Here is a 15,611-nt window from a genome sequence, read left to right on the forward strand (position 1 = left end):
GCTAAATTTTAGGTTGCAAAAATACAATAATTTTTAAAATATACAAATACAACATCAACATTTTTTAAAAGATAAGAATTTTAAAGTATTTTCGTTAAATTTGAAACTTATATCAGTTTTAATTTCTATGAAAACCGCTAAGACTATATTTAATCAGGTAAGCGATAGCATACGATCTTAAAAAAACAAAAATATTTACATAATGAAACTCAAATCATTACTCTTTTTATCTTTTTGGATGCTGTTTTTAGCAATTTCGTGTGATAAAGATGACATTACCTTTGATGCACCTTCTCAGGAACTGAGATTTTCAAGGGACACTGTATTTTGTGATACTGTTTATCACCAGGTAAGATCTGAAACATACGTTGTGAAAGTATTCAATAACGAAGATAAAGATGTAATGATCCCGAGAATAAACCTTGAAAAAGGCGCTGCTTCTTTATATAGAATCAATGTTGACGGAAAACCAGGTCACGATTTCCAGAACGTGCCTTTGAGAAAAAAAGACAGTCTATATATTTTTGTTGAAATTGCTCCTCAAGCTTCAGGACCGGAAGCAATTGCTGAAGACCGGGTTTTGTTTACAACGGGAGCAGGGCAACAGCACGTTACATTGTTTTCTGTTGTTCAGGATGCAGAATTCTTCATCAAAACGCCAACAAACCCGAATGTAATCGGTTCGAATACCACCTGGTCTAATAATAAAGCGAAAATTATTTATGGCGATTTGACAGTTGAACCGGGAATTAATCTTAATATCCAGCCGGGAACAAAAGTTTATTTCCATAAAAACAGCGGAATGAAGGTTTCCACAGGAGCAACACTAAATATTAACGGAACAAAAGATGATCAGGTAATTTTCCGCGGAGACAGAAATGACACGTATTATGATACGATTCCGAGAAACTGGAATTCTATCAGAATGGCTGAAAATTCTAATGTATTGATGAATCACACGAGACTTTTCGGAGGAACAAGAGGTTTAGACATGAGAAAAGCGAATGCAACAATTAAAAATTCTTTCATTCATACTTTCCAGGAATACGGAATTTACGCAGTTGCATCTACAGTAAATGCAGAAAATTTAGTAATGAATAACTGTGGAGAATCTGCCATAGGAATTTTCTTAGGCGGAAATCATTCTTACACCCATTCAACCATTGCCAACTATTCTGAAACCATGCAGAATCTTAAACGTATGGGAATTTTTGCAACCAATGAATGGACCAATGACAACGGGCAGAAAGAATACGGAGCTCTTCAGAATTTGAATATCCTCAACAGTATTGTTTATTCAGATAAAGATAATTCTGTAAATTTAGAACAAGTGGGTACGAACCAATTTAATTATTTAATTAAAAACTCTTCCATAAAATACAGCAATCTTTCCGGCGCCGGTTTTTTGTTTGAGAACAACCCTACAAACAGTGTGATTCAAAGCTTTAAAAATATAGACCCGAAGTTTGTAAACTATTTTACCGCCAAACTTAATTTGCGTGTAAAAGCAGATTCTCCGGCAAGAGGGAAAGGTGATCTCACCATTGCTAATTCGGTTCCTACAGATATTGTGAATGCTTCAAGAATTACCAATCCAACTTTAGGTGCGTATCAATAAATATTTGATATTTGATATTTGATATTTGATTCTAAATCTAAATTACATTTAATTTAAAACCTTGATTATTTTAATTTTTGTCTTGGTAATTTACAAATTATGGAAATCACAAACCTACAACAGCAAGTCGATGAATGGATAAAAACAATTGGTGTTCGTTATTTCAATGAATTGACCAATATGGCAATGTTGACGGAAGAAGTTGGCGAAGTTGCAAGAATTATCGCACGAAGATATGGTGAACAAAGCGAAAAAGAAAGCGATAAAAGCAAAGATCTTGGCGAAGAATTGGCAGATGTGCTGTTTGTGACATTATGTTTAGCCAACCAGACCGGAGTGAATTTACAAGAGGCTTTCGATAAAAAAATGAAAGTGAAGACAGATCGCGATAAAGATCGTCATCAGAATAATGAGAAATTGAAATAATGAAGAAAGCCGGATGATGGAAGCCGGAAGTTTAATAAGGTACTACATTAGACATCTAGCTTCCATCATCCAGCTTCCATCTCAAAGAATATGAAGCTAGAAAAATCAAAATTAAAAAAAAACAAAACCGTACAGATCAGCGGTTCGAAAAGTATTTCGAATCGTTTGTTGATTTTAGAAAGTCTGTTTAAAAATATAAAAATCGGGAATTTATCTAATTCTCAGGATACGCAGTTGCTGAAAAAAGCACTTTCGGAAAATTCTGAAACCGTCGACATTCATCATGCGGGAACGGCCATGCGTTTTTTGACCTCATATTATTCGATGAAGGAAGGAAAAACTACAATTTTGACAGGTTCTGGAAGAATGAAAGAACGACCAATTAAAAACCTGGTCACTGCTTTGCAAAACTTGGGTGTTGAAATTGAATATTTAGAAAATGAAGGTTTTCCGCCTTTGAAAATTACGGGTAGAAAAATTACTCAGCCCAAAGTTGACGTTCCTGCCAATATTTCAAGCCAGTTTATCACTTCTCTCCTGTTGATTGCTGGAAAACTTGAAAATGGATTGGAAATTAATTTGGTTGGTGAAGTTACTTCAAGGTCTTACATTGAAATGACTTTGGATATTTTAACCCAATTCGGAATTCAAAACAGTTTCGTTGGCAACACCATAAAAGTAGAATCAACCAACCATCAACCATCAACCATCAACTATGAAGTAGAAAGCGATTGGAGTTCAGCATCCTACTTTTACTCTTTTGCGGCATTAGGAAGAGAAACAATTCATCTGAAAAGTTTTTACAAAGAATCAACCCAGGGAGATTCTGCGATTGCAAAAATTTATGAAGATTTTTTTGGAATTAAAACCATTTTTACAGAAAACAAACATCAATTAACGCTTGAACCGATTGAAGATTTCCAATTTCCTGAAAAAATTATCCTGGATATGAATAATTGTCCGGATATTGCTCAGACTCTTTGCGTAACGGCTTCAGCTTTGAAAATTTCCTTTGAAATTTCAGGACTGGGAACTTTGAGAGTAAAAGAAACCGACAGATTATCAGCTTTATATAATGAATTGCAAAAACTGGGAACAGAAACAGAAATTTCTGATTCTACAATAAAATCAGTGAGTTTTAATAAACCGCAGGAAAATATTTCCATTAAAACCTACCAGGATCACAGAATGGCGATGAGTTTTGCACCGTTTTGTCTGATTAAAGATTTAAATATTGAAGATGAAAATGTGGTAGAAAAATCGTACCCGATGTTTTGGGAAGATTTGTCTGAATCGCTAATTTTAAAATGATTAAATTTGTTTGATCATTTGTCAATCTTAAACCCATGGAAATCACCAGTCTAAGCCAGCTCGATATGAATGCAACGTATACGTATGCAGATTATCTTATGTGGGAACTTAAGGAAAGAGTAGAGCTGTTCAAAGGTAAAATTCTGAAAATGAGTCCGGCTCCGTCTCCTGTTCACCAGAAAATATCTTTTCGTTTCACCGGAATTTTTTACAACTTTTTTAAAAACCGCCAATGTGATGTTTTTTCGGCGCCATTTGACGTAAGATTTCAAAATAAAAATGGCGATACAAAAAATGTCTTTCAGCCTGATTTATGTGTGATTTGTGATTCTTCAAAAATTGACGACAAAGGTTGTTTGGGAGCACCAGATTTAATTATAGAAATTATTTCACCGGGAAACTCAAAGAAAGAACTTAGCCTAAAATATAGCATTTACGAAGAATTTGGTGTACAGGAATATTGGGTTGTGCATCCTCTAGAAAAAACAATACAGATTTTTGTTTTGGAGAAGGATATTTTCATCGGAAAAAAACCGATCACAGAAGACGAAATGATGAAATCATACATTTTCCCGGAACTAACTTTTCCGGCAAAAGAAATTTTTGAAAATCTTTAATTAAATCCCATGGAAATCACCAGTCTAAGCCAGCTCGACATGAATGCAACGTATACGTATGCAGATTATCTTATGTGGAAACTTAAGGAAAGAGTAGAGCTTTTCAAAGGTAAAATTCTGAAAATGAGTCCGTCTCCATCTCCTGTTCACCAGAAAATATCACAAAAAATAAATCAAGCTCTATATTCTTATTTTGAAAATAAATCGTGTGAATTATTTTATGCTCCCTTTGACGTGCGTCTGCCAAACAAAACGGGAGAAATTTCAACAGTTGTTCAGCCCGATTTATATGTGATTTGTGACAGAAGTAAAATTGACGACAAAGGTTGCCTTGGTGCACCGGATTTGGTTGTTGAAATTTTATCACCCGGAAATTCAAAAAAAGAGATGAATTTAAAATTCAGTTTGTATGAGGAATCAGGCATTTCTGAATATTGGGTCGTCGATCCAAGTGAGAAATTCATTTTAATTTACAGCCTCGAAAATGGCGAATACATAAGCAGAAAACCTTTTGCAGACGGTGAAATTTTAACGTCAATAAATTTTCCAGAGCTTACATTTTCTACTCAAGATTTGTATGAATTTTAGTAAAAACAATTTACGATAACTAAAAACTTTGTCAAATTTCATGGCAAAGTTTTATTTTGAAAACTCATTAATTTAAACTAAAAAAATTGAATAAAACCATAATCATCACAGGAACTTCATCAGGAATAGGTTTCGTATTAGCAGAATATTTCGGAAAAAAAGGTCATAGAGTTTATGGCTTGAGCAGAAAACAAACCGAAAGTCAGTATTTCAAATCAATCCCAACGGATGTTACAGATAATGACGCTGTACAAAATGCAATTGCAGAAGTTTTAAAAACAGAAACAAAAATCGACGTTCTGATCAACAATGCAGGAATGGGAATGGTGGGTTCTGTAGAAGATTCTTCCAAGGAAGATATTTTAAAATTATTTAATCTAAATCTTGTCGGAGCTGTACAAATGATGAGCGCAGTAATGCCGAAAATGCGTGAAAATAAATTCGGTCAAATTATCAATGTTTCAAGTATCGGAAGTGAAATGGGATTACCTTTCCGTGGATTTTATTCTGCCTCAAAATCGGCTTTAGACAAAGTTACCGAAGCGATGAGGTACGAAGTTTATCCTTGGAATGTGAATGTTTGTTCACTTCATTTAGGAGATATCAAAACCAATATCGCTGAAAACAGAGTTAAAACAAAAGTTTCCGAACCCTATAAAAGCGTGTTCAATAAAGTGTACAATTTGATGAATTCTCACGTCGGCGACGGAACCGAACCTTTGGAAGTTGCAGAATATGTAGATTCACTTTTAAACAAAAATAAATGGAAGGCTCATTATTATTTCGGTAAATTCGGGCAGAAAATCGGCGTTCCTTTGAAGTGGATTCTTCCGCAGGGAACGTATGAAAACTTAATGAAGAAGTATAATAAACTGGCTTAAATTCAGTTATTTTAAAAATTAAATATATTTTTGAACCTTTAAGAAGAATTTAGCAGTTAAGTTTTATTAAATAATCAAATAGATTATGAACCAGCAAAGCTGAACTTAAAAATCTTAACTTCTTAAATAAAACTGAATGGTTTAAAATTTAAATAAAGTTGAAGTTATTTTTAAAAATATTTTTTCTGCTACTCTGCGTTTTTTTACAAGCGCAGAAGAAACATTATTTTCTGATTGATACGGAAACAAAAGTCAAAAAAAAGGTAAAAGATTCAATTTCAGCAGTGAAATTTCTAGATTCTTTGGCACAAAGCAATTATTTTTTCACCGACTTAAAGGAAGTAAAAGTAAAAGGCGATTCTACAGAGATTTTCTATGATAAAGGAAAAAACTTCAATGAAACCTATGTGAATCTTTCCGATTCTATTGTTGACCGATTCAAACTGGAAAAAGAATTCTTCACTAAAAATTTAGATTCTGTAAAGAAAAAAATAAATAAAAGATATATTGATGATGGTTTTGCTTTCAGCAGAATAAAATCTCAGTTTAAAGGTCAGAAAAATGGCTATCCGATTGTAGAACTCGATATTAATAAAAACAATAAACGAACGATCGACGGTTTTGTAGCGAAAGGTTACACGAGAATTCCGAAAAGATTTATCAAAAATTTAGAAAAAGAATTTAAAGGAAAAACTTACGATGACAAAAACCTGATTGCCATTAATAAAAATTTCCAGAGCCATCCTTTTATCACTTTAGAAAGGCAGCCACAAACACTTTTCACTAAAGATTCCACACAGATTTATCTCTTTATGGAAAAGAAAAAAACCAATACTTTCGACGGGGTAATCGGTTTTGGAAACGATAAAACAGATAAATTCACCTTAAACGGAACTTTAAATGTGAATTTTAAAAATATGTTTAACGGTTTTGAAGCCGTGAATTTATATTGGCAAAGAAACCCGGACAAAGGCCAGACTTTTGATTTGCAGACCGATATTCCCTATCTATTTAACTCGAACGTAGGTTTAAATATGAAAGTAAATATCTTCAGACAAGATTCTACTTTTGCCAACGTAAAAGCTTTGCCTGCGTTTTATTATCATCTCAACAACCGACAAAAAATAGGTTTGAGAGGAACTTTTGAAAATTCTACGATCATTGACAGCCTTTATATTCAAGGGAAAGATTATAACAAAAAAGGGATTGGTATTTTCTTTGACATGACCGAACCTACTGATATCGATCTTTTTCTTTACAAGTCTAAGATAAATGTTGGGTACGACTTTTTAGCAACCAATTACACCAAAGAAAATATAAAAGCCAATCAGAATCAGTTTTATTTTTTTGGCGAATACAATTATCATATCAACGGAAATCATTTTCTGAATATCAAAGGAGAAGGTGCAATGATGGATTCTAAAATTGATTTCTCCGCCAACGAATTGTATCGTTTTGGAGGCTGGAATTCTCTCCGGGGTTTCAATGAAAACTCACTCGCCGCCGATTTCTATTACTATGGCGGATTAGAATATCGCTATCTCATCGGGAGTCAGGCGTTTTTCGACGTTTTCGGGCAATACGGACAGCTCAATAACAAATCGCTCAATGTAAAACCAAAGCTTTACAGTGTCGGTCTTGGATTTAATTTCTTTATTCCCATTGGTTTGATGAGTTTCCAGCTCTCGAATGGTAACGAGTTTGGAAATCCTTTTAAATTTAATGACATAAAAATTCACTGGGGAATTCTGAGCAGATTTTAGTTTATACGTAAAATCTTTTCAAAAACAATTTGTGTAAATTTCCACAGTACCTGAAATCTAATAATTTCTTAACATTTCTATAATCAGAGCCTAGAAATTTCTTGATATATTGCCCTTCTTTTCTAACGCAGAATAACTGGAATGAACAGAAGAGAATTTTTAGAAAAATCGGGTATTTTAATGGCAGGTTTGGGCACATCAAACATGCTGCATCCTGCTATTTTAAAGGCTTTAACGATTGAAGCAACATCGGGATCTACATTTTATGATGCAGAACATGTAGTTATTTTAATGCAGGAAAACAGATCATTTGATCATACTTTCGGAGCTCTGAAAGGGGTTCGCGGATTTTTAGACCAGACTGCATTTGTGAAAGAAGATGGTCTGTCTGTATTTTTCCAGAAAGATGATGAAGGAAAATATGCAGCTCCAGGAAGATTAGATTTAAAAAACACAAAATCAACATGGATGAGTTCGCTTCCACATTCATGGCATGATCAGCAATATGCTTTGAATGGAATGAAGTGTGATAAATGGCTTCAGGCAAAAGCTTCCGGAAACAAAGAGTATAAAAAAATACCTTTAACTTTGGGCTATTACAACCGTGAAGATTTACCTTTTTATTATCAATTGGCAGATTCATTTACGATTTTCGATCAATATTTTTGTTCATCTTTAACAGGAACTACCCCAAACCGGCTTTTCCATTGGTCAGGAACCATTCGGGAACAGCAGAATGGTAAAGCAAAAGCCAATGTTTATAATGATAATATTGATTACGATAAAAACAGACAGGCAAAATGGAAAAGTTTTCCTGAGATTTTAGAAGATCAGAATATTTCCTGGAAAATTTATCAGAACGAAATAAGCCTTCCAAAAGGAATGCAGGGTGAAGAAGAATCATGGTTGGGGAATTTTACCGATAATCCGATTGAATGGTTTTCTAATTTTAATGTGAAATTCTCTAAAGGGTATCACAAAAACATTCCGAATCTTATACATAGTTTAAAATCTGAAATTGAAAAAAATCCGCAGCAAAAAGATCATTTTGAAAATATAATCAAAGATCTTGAAGAAGATTTAATAAAATATCACCCTGATAATTTCGCAAAGCTCTCAAAAAAAGAAAAAAATCTTCACGAAAAAGCATTTACAATCAATTCCGACGATCCCGATTATTGGAATGTAGAAATTGAAACCGATGAAAATGGCGAAAGACTGGTCGTTCCAAAAGGAGATATTCTACATCAGTTCAGAAAAGATGTTGAAGAAAAAAAGCTTCCTTTGGTTTCCTGGCTGGTTGCTCCGGAGCGTTTTTCTGATCATCCAAGTTCGCCATGGTACGGAGCGTGGTATATTTCTGAAGTTTTAAATATTTTAACTAAAGATCCTGAAACGTGGAAAAAAACCATTTTCATTATTAATTATGATGAAAACGACGGTTATTTTGATCATGTTGTACCTTTCGCACCACCTGTGAATCCGAATCAGCCAGTAGATATGAATGGGAAAGAAGGAGCTGAATATGTAAATAAAGACCAGGAATATATGTCACTTCATACCCTTGATGATAACGAAAGAATTGAGGGAACGGTTGGTTTAGGATTCCGAGTTCCGATGATTATTGCTTCACCGTGGACGAAGGGTGGCTTTGTAAATTCTCAGGTTTCGGATCATACTTCGGTTTTACAGTTTTTAGAAAAATTCATTCATAAAAAATATAATAAAGATGTAATCGTTGAAAATATCAGCGATTGGCGAAGAGCCATCTGCAGTGATTTGACATCTGCCTTTAACACATCTGAAAGCAAAATCCCAAAAATGGATTATCTGGATCAAAAAGAGTACTTAAAGACCATTAATTCAGCAAAAAATAAACCTACACCCAATCTCAAATGGTATTCTGAAAAAAATCTCAATAATAAATTACTTGAAATTCAGGAAAGAGGCATGAAACCATCAAACCCATTACCGTATGACTATAACGTCAATTTTGAAAATGATGAGATTACGATGACTAATCTCAGAGACACTGCAGTTCCGTTGATAATTTATGACAAAAATAAATTTAATACGCCTGATTATTATTTCTCTTATGCGCTTTATTCGGATAAGAAACTTTCTCATAAGATCGTTTCTGAGAATTACAACTATGAGATAATTGGCCCAAACGGATTTATCCGAAAATTTAAAGGAAGTAAAAAACCTCTCATTGAAGTTACTTTGTTCAATAATGTTTCTAAAAATGAAGTTGAGGTGAGAATAAACCGTTTAGTCAAAGAAAATCTTACCGTAGGCCTGGAAAATCTGTACGAAAGAAAGAAACGAGACATAACCCTGGATTCTTCTGAGGAAAAAATAATTTTTAACCTCGACAAAACCAAAGGCTGGTATGACATTAAAATAAAAAACGAAGACAACAGTTGGCATTTTGCCGGGAGATTAGAATCCGGAAAACCTACAGTAACTGATCCGCACTGGGAATAATTCTAATAATTTTAATAAAAAAATATAAAAAGGTCTTATGTAAATTTTTATGTAAGATTTTTTTTGTTTTTGATTTTAGTCATAAAATTTTTCTATAAAAAATTAATAATTATGCATAATAATAAGTTAATATTATTTTAAAGCATTGGAAATGAACAGGTAATAACAAAAATTTATCTCAAATATTTCCTTTTATTTTGAATTTTTTATTACCTTCACAAAAACTTAAATTAACACTATGAGAAAAACAACATTTAGTTTAGCTATGTTATTAGCAGCATTTGCTTTCTCTGCAAATCTAAACGCTCAGGATTCCAATGCAGATAATCATAATATTACGATTTCCGTTCCCGAAGTTGCACTAGTGGATATAGAACCCGCCGCAAGCAAAAACATCACTTTAGGCTTTACAGCTCCAACGGAAGCAGGCCTTCCTGTAACTCCGACCGGATCTGATAATACACTCTGGCTGAATTATTCTTCCATAAAATCTGTTACCGATGCTACCCGTACTGTTTCGGTGAAATTGGATGCTTTGATACCGGGAGTGAACATTAATGTAACAGCGGCTACAGCAACCGGAGCCGGTGGAGGTACTCTAGGATCTCCGTCTCCTCTTTTGACTTTGAGCGCAGCAGACCAAACAATTATTTCAGGAATCGGAAGCGCTTACACAGGAGATGGTGCAAACAACGGTCACAATTTAACCTATGCATTGGCTGCAGTGGGCGGAATTGCAAACTATGCAGATCTACAGGCAACTACAACTGCCGTTGCAAAGGTTACATACACAATTTCGGATAACTAAAATCTGAAAATACTTATCTTCTAATCAAGGAGAAATTTTAATAAAAGTTTCTCCCTGGTTTTACTTACTCTTTTATTACAACTTAAACTTACATCAAAAATGATAAGTCGCATCCCCTTACTTCTTATTCTCCTTCTTCCTTTTTGGCTTCTGAAGGCTAATATTGTTATTTTAAACGGTCTTTCCCACAGTTATAAAGTAGAGAACGGGAAAGTCTACAAAGGAAAAATATCCATTGAAAATATTAGCAGTCAGCCTCAAAGTGTAAAACTTTTTCTACAGGATTTTACTTATCAATCTGATCGATCTATACATTATACAACAACCAATACCAATGTAAAAACGAATTCCAACTGGATTAAACTCAATACAAATCTTATCAGTTTAAAGGCAAAGGAGAAGACTGAAGTATTCTATGAAATTACAATCCCTGCAAAGACGGAAGATGCAGGAAGCTATTGGAGTGTCGTGATTGTGGAACCCGTAGAAAATATTAAACCCAATAACGAAAAACAGGGAATAAGTATCACTTCAGTAGTACGGTATGCCATACAGATCATTACCGATGTAGATGCTGAAAGAGCAAAACCCGATTTGAAATTTGAAGAGGTAAAAATAGAAAAGGAAGCCACAAAACAAATTTTAAAAATTGCCATTTCGAATAAAGGAAACCTGTACTGTAAACCTACGGCAACTATTGAAATTTACAATAAGAAAAATGGTCAGAAATTAGGAACTTTTTCAAGTCTTGCGATGGGACTATTACCGCAGACTTCAAAATCATTCCATATAGATATCAGCAAAATGCCACCTGATCACTACAATGCCGTACTGATTGCAACCGACGAAGAGGAAAATGCTTTTGCGATGAATGTTGAACTAGAAATAAAGAATGACTAAGAAATGGATTATTTATTTTACACTATTTTTCTCGGTTCTTACTTTTTCGCAGAAAAAAGATAGTTTACAGCCGGGAACATTCACTTCTATTTCTTTTACAGTAGAAAATAAAACGTCTGAGACCAAAATGTATGATTTGAAAGTTGAAACTTCAAATACTCATATTATCCCGATTCTAAAAAATGGAAAATTAACCATCTCTCCTCATGAGAGCAAAACATATATTGTTCCGCTAAAAATAGCCCCTGAAACACCACAAGGAAAATATTCTGTTTTATTAGAAAGTATTGAAAAGAATACTGGTGAAAAATACAGCCAAAGTTCAGATTTTTTCATTTCAGGGAACAGAAAATTATCTCTTACTTCTTTAGAATCGCCAGAATTTGTAAAAGCGGGAGAAAAGATCATTTCTACCTTCCTATTAAAAAATAACGGAAATATTTCTGAAAATTTAATATTGGAAAGTCAAAATGCTGTAATAAATGAAGCTGCAACTTTAATTTTAGCTCCCGGAGAAGGTAAAATTATTACCATTACCAAAAATACTTCATCCAGCTTAGGAAAAAACGAATATCAAAATCTAAGTCTTACAGTTTATTCGAAAGACAAACCACAGGAAAACAAAACAGCATATTCTGTGGTGAAAATTATTTCTGTACACCAGATTGAGGACGATATTTTTCACAGATTTCCGGTTTCTGCGTCGTTTTCTTTTCTAGGAATGAAAAACCGGGGGAAATATGATGACGGTTTTCAGGGTGAGATTTATGGAAAAGGAAGTCTGGATGAAGAAAATAAAAATCTTTTGGAATTTCGTGCTGTGAACAAAAATCCTGTAGAATTTAATTCTTTTACATTTTATGAAGAATATTTTGTGAACTATAAACGTGATAATCTATTTATTCATCTTGGCGATAAAAATTATTCTTCTTCCTATTTAACGGAGTTTGCAAGATACGGAAGAGGAGCCGAAATTCGTTTTGACTTAAAAAATATAAGTTTAGGCGGATTTTATAATCATCCCAGATTTTTTAAAGATATTAAAGATGAATTTAACATTTATTCTAAACTAAAGATTGCAAAAGAATCTGAAATCACTGCAGGATATTTGTATAAAATACCAAGAACAGACAATGAAAATATTGGTTTTACGAATATTCGTCTAGATTCTAATGCCCATTTGCCTTATCTCACCGGAAAATTTAAACTCAATAAAAATATTGAAATATCCGGAGAAACATCGTACAGCAAAACCGAAAAAACAAACGGCACGGCTTATATGATCCAAACAATTGCCAACTTTGAAAGACTACGCGGAAATGCTATATTTATGAAAGCAAGCCCAGAATATGCAGGATATTTTAATAATACAAGTACATTTAACGGCAGTTTTCAGTACCAATTAACCAAGCAGATTCACCTCACTGCCAATTATGTGCAGGATGCAAAAAATTTTCAGAGAGATACTTTATTTCTGGCAGCACCTTACCGCAAATTTTTGCAATACGGGATTCAGTATAAATATTCTAAAACCGGAAACTTAATCATTAATAATGGTTCACAACGGTACGAAGACAGATTGATGCCAAAAGAATTTGATTATGGTGAGCGTTTTTTTAAATTATCAATAGATCAGCAAATCGGAATTTTTCAATTGAATCTTGAAGGTCAATTCGGGAAAACAGATAATTATTTAACAGGCTTTTCGGGAAAATCAAGTTTTTATACAGCAAATATCGCTTTCGAAAAATTTAAAACTTCATTCAATTTATATGGAAGTTATGCGCACACTTCACGTTACCAGTTGCAAAATCAAAGACAATTTTACTATGGCACAAGAATTTTAAGCCGGTTTTCAGAAAAAACATTTTTCAGCATTTTTTACCAGAATAATTATATGCCTGAAGATTATTATACAGACAGGAATCTTTTTGAATTGCTTTTTCATCAGCAGTTTCTTCGCAGTCATGAATTTGATTTTTCTGCGAGATACAATATACAGAGGGGAGAATTGGGGAATAGAGACTTTATTTTTTCGTTACGCTATACTCTAAAAATGAATATCCCAACCCAAAAAATTGCAGAATATACGACCCTATCGGGAAATATAGAAAATTTGGGGGTAAAGAAAGTGAGTGGAATCAAATTAATTTTAGGTAATCATCTTTCTATTACCGATAAAAACGGAAATTTTATATTTAAAAATATTAATCCCGGAGAGTATGTCTTAGAAATTGACAGGTCAACAACAGAAATGAATGATATTACAAATCGAAATATACCTGTTTCGTTAATCTTAACGAATAAAGAAAATATATTCAACTTCGGATTAACCAGTGCAGCAAAAATTCAGGGAAAAATTGATTATACCGAGCAGGAAAACAGACTGAGTTTTGCCCAAATTCCATCAAAAAAAACAAAGAAAAGCAAAGAGAATCTCATTATAGAAACTACGAACGGGCAACAGACTTTCAGAAAAATAGCTGTTATTGGCGAATCTTTCGATTTTACTTATCTGCGTCCCGGAGACTGGAAAGTGAAAATTTACCGTAACGGTTTAGATAAAAGATATAAAATACCTATTGATCAATTTGAATTTAATTTAAAATCAGCAGAAATAAAAAATATGACCGTCAATGTTGTTAAGCAATCATCAGAAATAAAATATCAGCAGGAATCAATAAAGGTAAGCTATAACGATAACAAAAATCAAAGATGAGTGGCCTAAAAATATCTTTTTTTATCAGTTTTATTATTCCTTGCAGTCTATTTTCACAAACTACAGGAAACCGAACTGTAGGAATAACCCTGCCTGTAGTAACTTTGATGGATATTGAGCCAGCCGGAACTGTAATAATGAATTTTACTGCACCTACGGAAGCAGGAAAACCTGTCTTAGCTCCTGCTGCAAATACAACAAAATGGATCAATTATACATCCGCAATTTCATTGGGAGGATTAGCAAGACGAATTACTGCATCTGTCAATCAGGTTTTACCGGGTATTGATATAAAAATTCAGGCTGCATCAGCTTCCGGAACCGGCGGAGGTACACTCGGAATACCTGCGGCACAAATAACTTTAAATACAACTTCAAAAACATTAATAAGTGGAATTGGCGGAGCTTTTACAGGAAACGGATCAAACAACGGACATAGACTTACGATAAGTATTTCTTCAAATACATACGGTAATTTATCTGCAACTACAAATACTCCGATTGTTATCACTTTTACAATCACTGAATAAAAATTAATACTCATGAAATTTTATTATAGCTCCCCACGGTTAGTATTATTTAAAATTATAGTGATTCTGTATATTCTATTCTCAAATAATTTATTTGCACAAAGCTTAACACTAGCCGGAAATAACTGGGTTGTAACCATTCCTTCGATCACAGAAGCAGGAACAGATTATGCAGGAACTTATGAAAGTTCCAGTAATCAAATATTAATGAATGCAAGCGTTCCTTTACTACTTGGAAATGCAAAAGTTTCGGTTCGTTATGAGCCTAATCCTATATGGAATTCAAATTTGGTTTTGCATGCAAGGAGAACAGGGAACGGCTCTACAATTTGCGTTTTATGCACAATTACAGGAGGAACAGCGTATCAAACGGTCACCACAACAGATTTAGAATTATTCAGAATTACTGCAGTATTAGCATTGGCCTCTTACTCTAATATACCAATTCAATTACAATTAACAGGAGTTTCAGTAACAATTCCCGCAGCAAATTACAACAGCAGAATCATCTTTACAATAGGTCCTCCTTAAGATTTTGATGCTCCAGGAAATTTATACAAAATGTATATCTTTTGAAATTATTGAAAGACATTCTCCTATCAAGAGTGTATGTAAAACTGTTGGTAATTATAAATAATTGAATTAAATACAGATCAAAACATTGAGATCAATCTTAAATTCACAACAGAGAATTTAGAATTTTCATGTTGAGCTCTGAAGTTTTAATTTTAATATTGGTGTTTCAGTTTTGAACTATAAATATTGAACTAAGAATATTAAAACTTGCATGTTGTTTTGCTTTCTTTTTGCATTTGCCTTTTGCTTTTTGTTTTAAATTTGCCTTTTGCATTTGAATTTGCCCTTTGCCTTTTTAAATTGTTAATTTGAATTCTTTTTGCATATCCTTTAGTTTATATCCAAAAAAGTCTGATACAAAGATGTATAAGACTGTATGAAACTTTA

General features: G+C 33.4%; 13 protein-coding genes. All 13 read left to right on the plus strand.

Features of this window, described 5'->3' with window-relative positions:
• Positions 1-202 precede the first annotated feature (202 nt).
• The 13 genes from ACOOWA_RS17435 (at position 203) to ACOOWA_RS17495 (ending at position 15,179) form a co-directional block, all read left to right on the plus strand.
• Positions 203-1,618, plus strand: coding sequence for a hypothetical protein (locus ACOOWA_RS17435; RefSeq protein ID WP_421377124.1), 1,416 nt, complete (start codon positions 203-205; stop codon positions 1,616-1,618).
• A gap of 99 nt (positions 1,619-1,717) precedes the next feature.
• Positions 1,718-2,044: a nucleotide pyrophosphohydrolase gene (locus ACOOWA_RS17440; protein WP_089795508.1), complete on the plus strand. Its 327-nt coding sequence runs from the start codon at positions 1,718-1,720 to the stop codon at positions 2,042-2,044.
• 90 nt (positions 2,045-2,134) lie between these two features.
• Complete coding sequence (locus ACOOWA_RS17445; RefSeq protein WP_421377126.1) at positions 2,135-3,355, plus strand: 3-phosphoshikimate 1-carboxyvinyltransferase; 1,221 nt, start codon at positions 2,135-2,137, stop codon at positions 3,353-3,355.
• Between the two features lie 35 nt (positions 3,356-3,390).
• A complete protein-coding gene (locus tag ACOOWA_RS17450; protein WP_421377128.1) occupies positions 3,391-3,972 on the plus strand; it encodes a Uma2 family endonuclease in 582 nt (193 codons plus the stop codon).
• A gap of 9 nt (positions 3,973-3,981) precedes the next feature.
• Positions 3,982-4,560 carry a Uma2 family endonuclease gene (locus ACOOWA_RS17455; RefSeq protein ID WP_421377129.1) on the plus strand — a complete coding sequence of 193 codons (579 nt, stop codon included), beginning with the start codon at positions 3,982-3,984 and terminating at the stop codon, positions 4,558-4,560.
• Positions 4,561-4,646: 86 nt separating this feature from the next.
• Positions 4,647-5,441: an SDR family oxidoreductase gene (locus ACOOWA_RS17460; protein WP_421377131.1), complete on the plus strand. Its 795-nt coding sequence runs from the start codon at positions 4,647-4,649 to the stop codon at positions 5,439-5,441.
• A gap of 284 nt (positions 5,442-5,725) precedes the next feature.
• Positions 5,726-7,204, plus strand: a complete 1,479-nt coding sequence (locus ACOOWA_RS17465) for a hypothetical protein (protein WP_421377133.1) — start codon at positions 5,726-5,728, stop codon at positions 7,202-7,204.
• 141 nt (positions 7,205-7,345) lie between these two features.
• Positions 7,346-9,691, plus strand: a complete 2,346-nt coding sequence (locus tag ACOOWA_RS17470) for a phosphocholine-specific phospholipase C (RefSeq protein WP_421377134.1) — start codon at positions 7,346-7,348, stop codon at positions 9,689-9,691.
• Between the two features lie 238 nt (positions 9,692-9,929).
• Complete coding sequence (locus tag ACOOWA_RS17475) at positions 9,930-10,499, plus strand: hypothetical protein (protein ID WP_421377136.1); 570 nt, start codon at positions 9,930-9,932, stop codon at positions 10,497-10,499.
• 99 nt (positions 10,500-10,598) lie between these two features.
• Positions 10,599-11,399, plus strand: coding sequence for a WxL protein host-binding domain-containing protein (locus tag ACOOWA_RS17480; protein ID WP_421377137.1), 801 nt, complete (start codon positions 10,599-10,601; stop codon positions 11,397-11,399).
• Positions 11,392-14,118 (plus strand): hypothetical protein, encoded by a 2,727-nt coding sequence (locus ACOOWA_RS17485; protein ID WP_421377138.1) that lies wholly within the window; start codon positions 11,392-11,394, stop codon positions 14,116-14,118. Before ACOOWA_RS17480 ends, ACOOWA_RS17485 begins: the two co-directional genes overlap by 8 nt.
• Positions 14,115-14,648, plus strand: coding sequence for a hypothetical protein (locus ACOOWA_RS17490; protein WP_421377139.1), 534 nt, complete (start codon positions 14,115-14,117; stop codon positions 14,646-14,648). The genes ACOOWA_RS17485 and ACOOWA_RS17490 overlap by 4 nt, the downstream gene beginning before the upstream one ends.
• Before the next feature lie 60 nt (positions 14,649-14,708).
• A complete protein-coding gene (locus ACOOWA_RS17495) occupies positions 14,709-15,179 on the plus strand; it encodes a hypothetical protein (RefSeq protein WP_421377141.1) in 471 nt (156 codons plus the stop codon).
• Positions 15,180-15,611: the final 432 nt, after the last annotated feature.

It is taken from the genome of Chryseobacterium sp. GP-SGM7 (genome assembly GCF_049166575.1).
Lineage (GTDB): Bacteria > Bacteroidota > Bacteroidia > Flavobacteriales > Weeksellaceae > Chryseobacterium.

Coding starts and splice junctions, on each gene's coding strand:
- ACOOWA_RS17435 (WP_421377124.1), top strand. CDS start 203: ATGAAACTCAAATCATTACTCTTTTTATCTTTTTGGATGCTGTTTTTA.
- ACOOWA_RS17440 (WP_089795508.1), top strand. CDS start 1,718: ATGGAAATCACAAACCTACAACAGCAAGTCGATGAATGGATAAAAACA.
- ACOOWA_RS17445 (WP_421377126.1), top strand. CDS start 2,135: ATGAAGCTAGAAAAATCAAAATTAAAAAAAAACAAAACCGTACAGATC.
- ACOOWA_RS17450 (WP_421377128.1), top strand. CDS start 3,391: ATGGAAATCACCAGTCTAAGCCAGCTCGATATGAATGCAACGTATACG.
- ACOOWA_RS17455 (WP_421377129.1), top strand. CDS start 3,982: ATGGAAATCACCAGTCTAAGCCAGCTCGACATGAATGCAACGTATACG.
- ACOOWA_RS17470 (WP_421377134.1), top strand. CDS start 7,346: ATGAACAGAAGAGAATTTTTAGAAAAATCGGGTATTTTAATGGCAGGT.
- ACOOWA_RS17475 (WP_421377136.1), top strand. CDS start 9,930: ATGAGAAAAACAACATTTAGTTTAGCTATGTTATTAGCAGCATTTGCT.
- ACOOWA_RS17480 (WP_421377137.1), top strand. CDS start 10,599: ATGATAAGTCGCATCCCCTTACTTCTTATTCTCCTTCTTCCTTTTTGG.
- ACOOWA_RS17485 (WP_421377138.1), top strand. CDS start 11,392: ATGACTAAGAAATGGATTATTTATTTTACACTATTTTTCTCGGTTCTT.
- ACOOWA_RS17490 (WP_421377139.1), top strand. CDS start 14,115: ATGAGTGGCCTAAAAATATCTTTTTTTATCAGTTTTATTATTCCTTGC.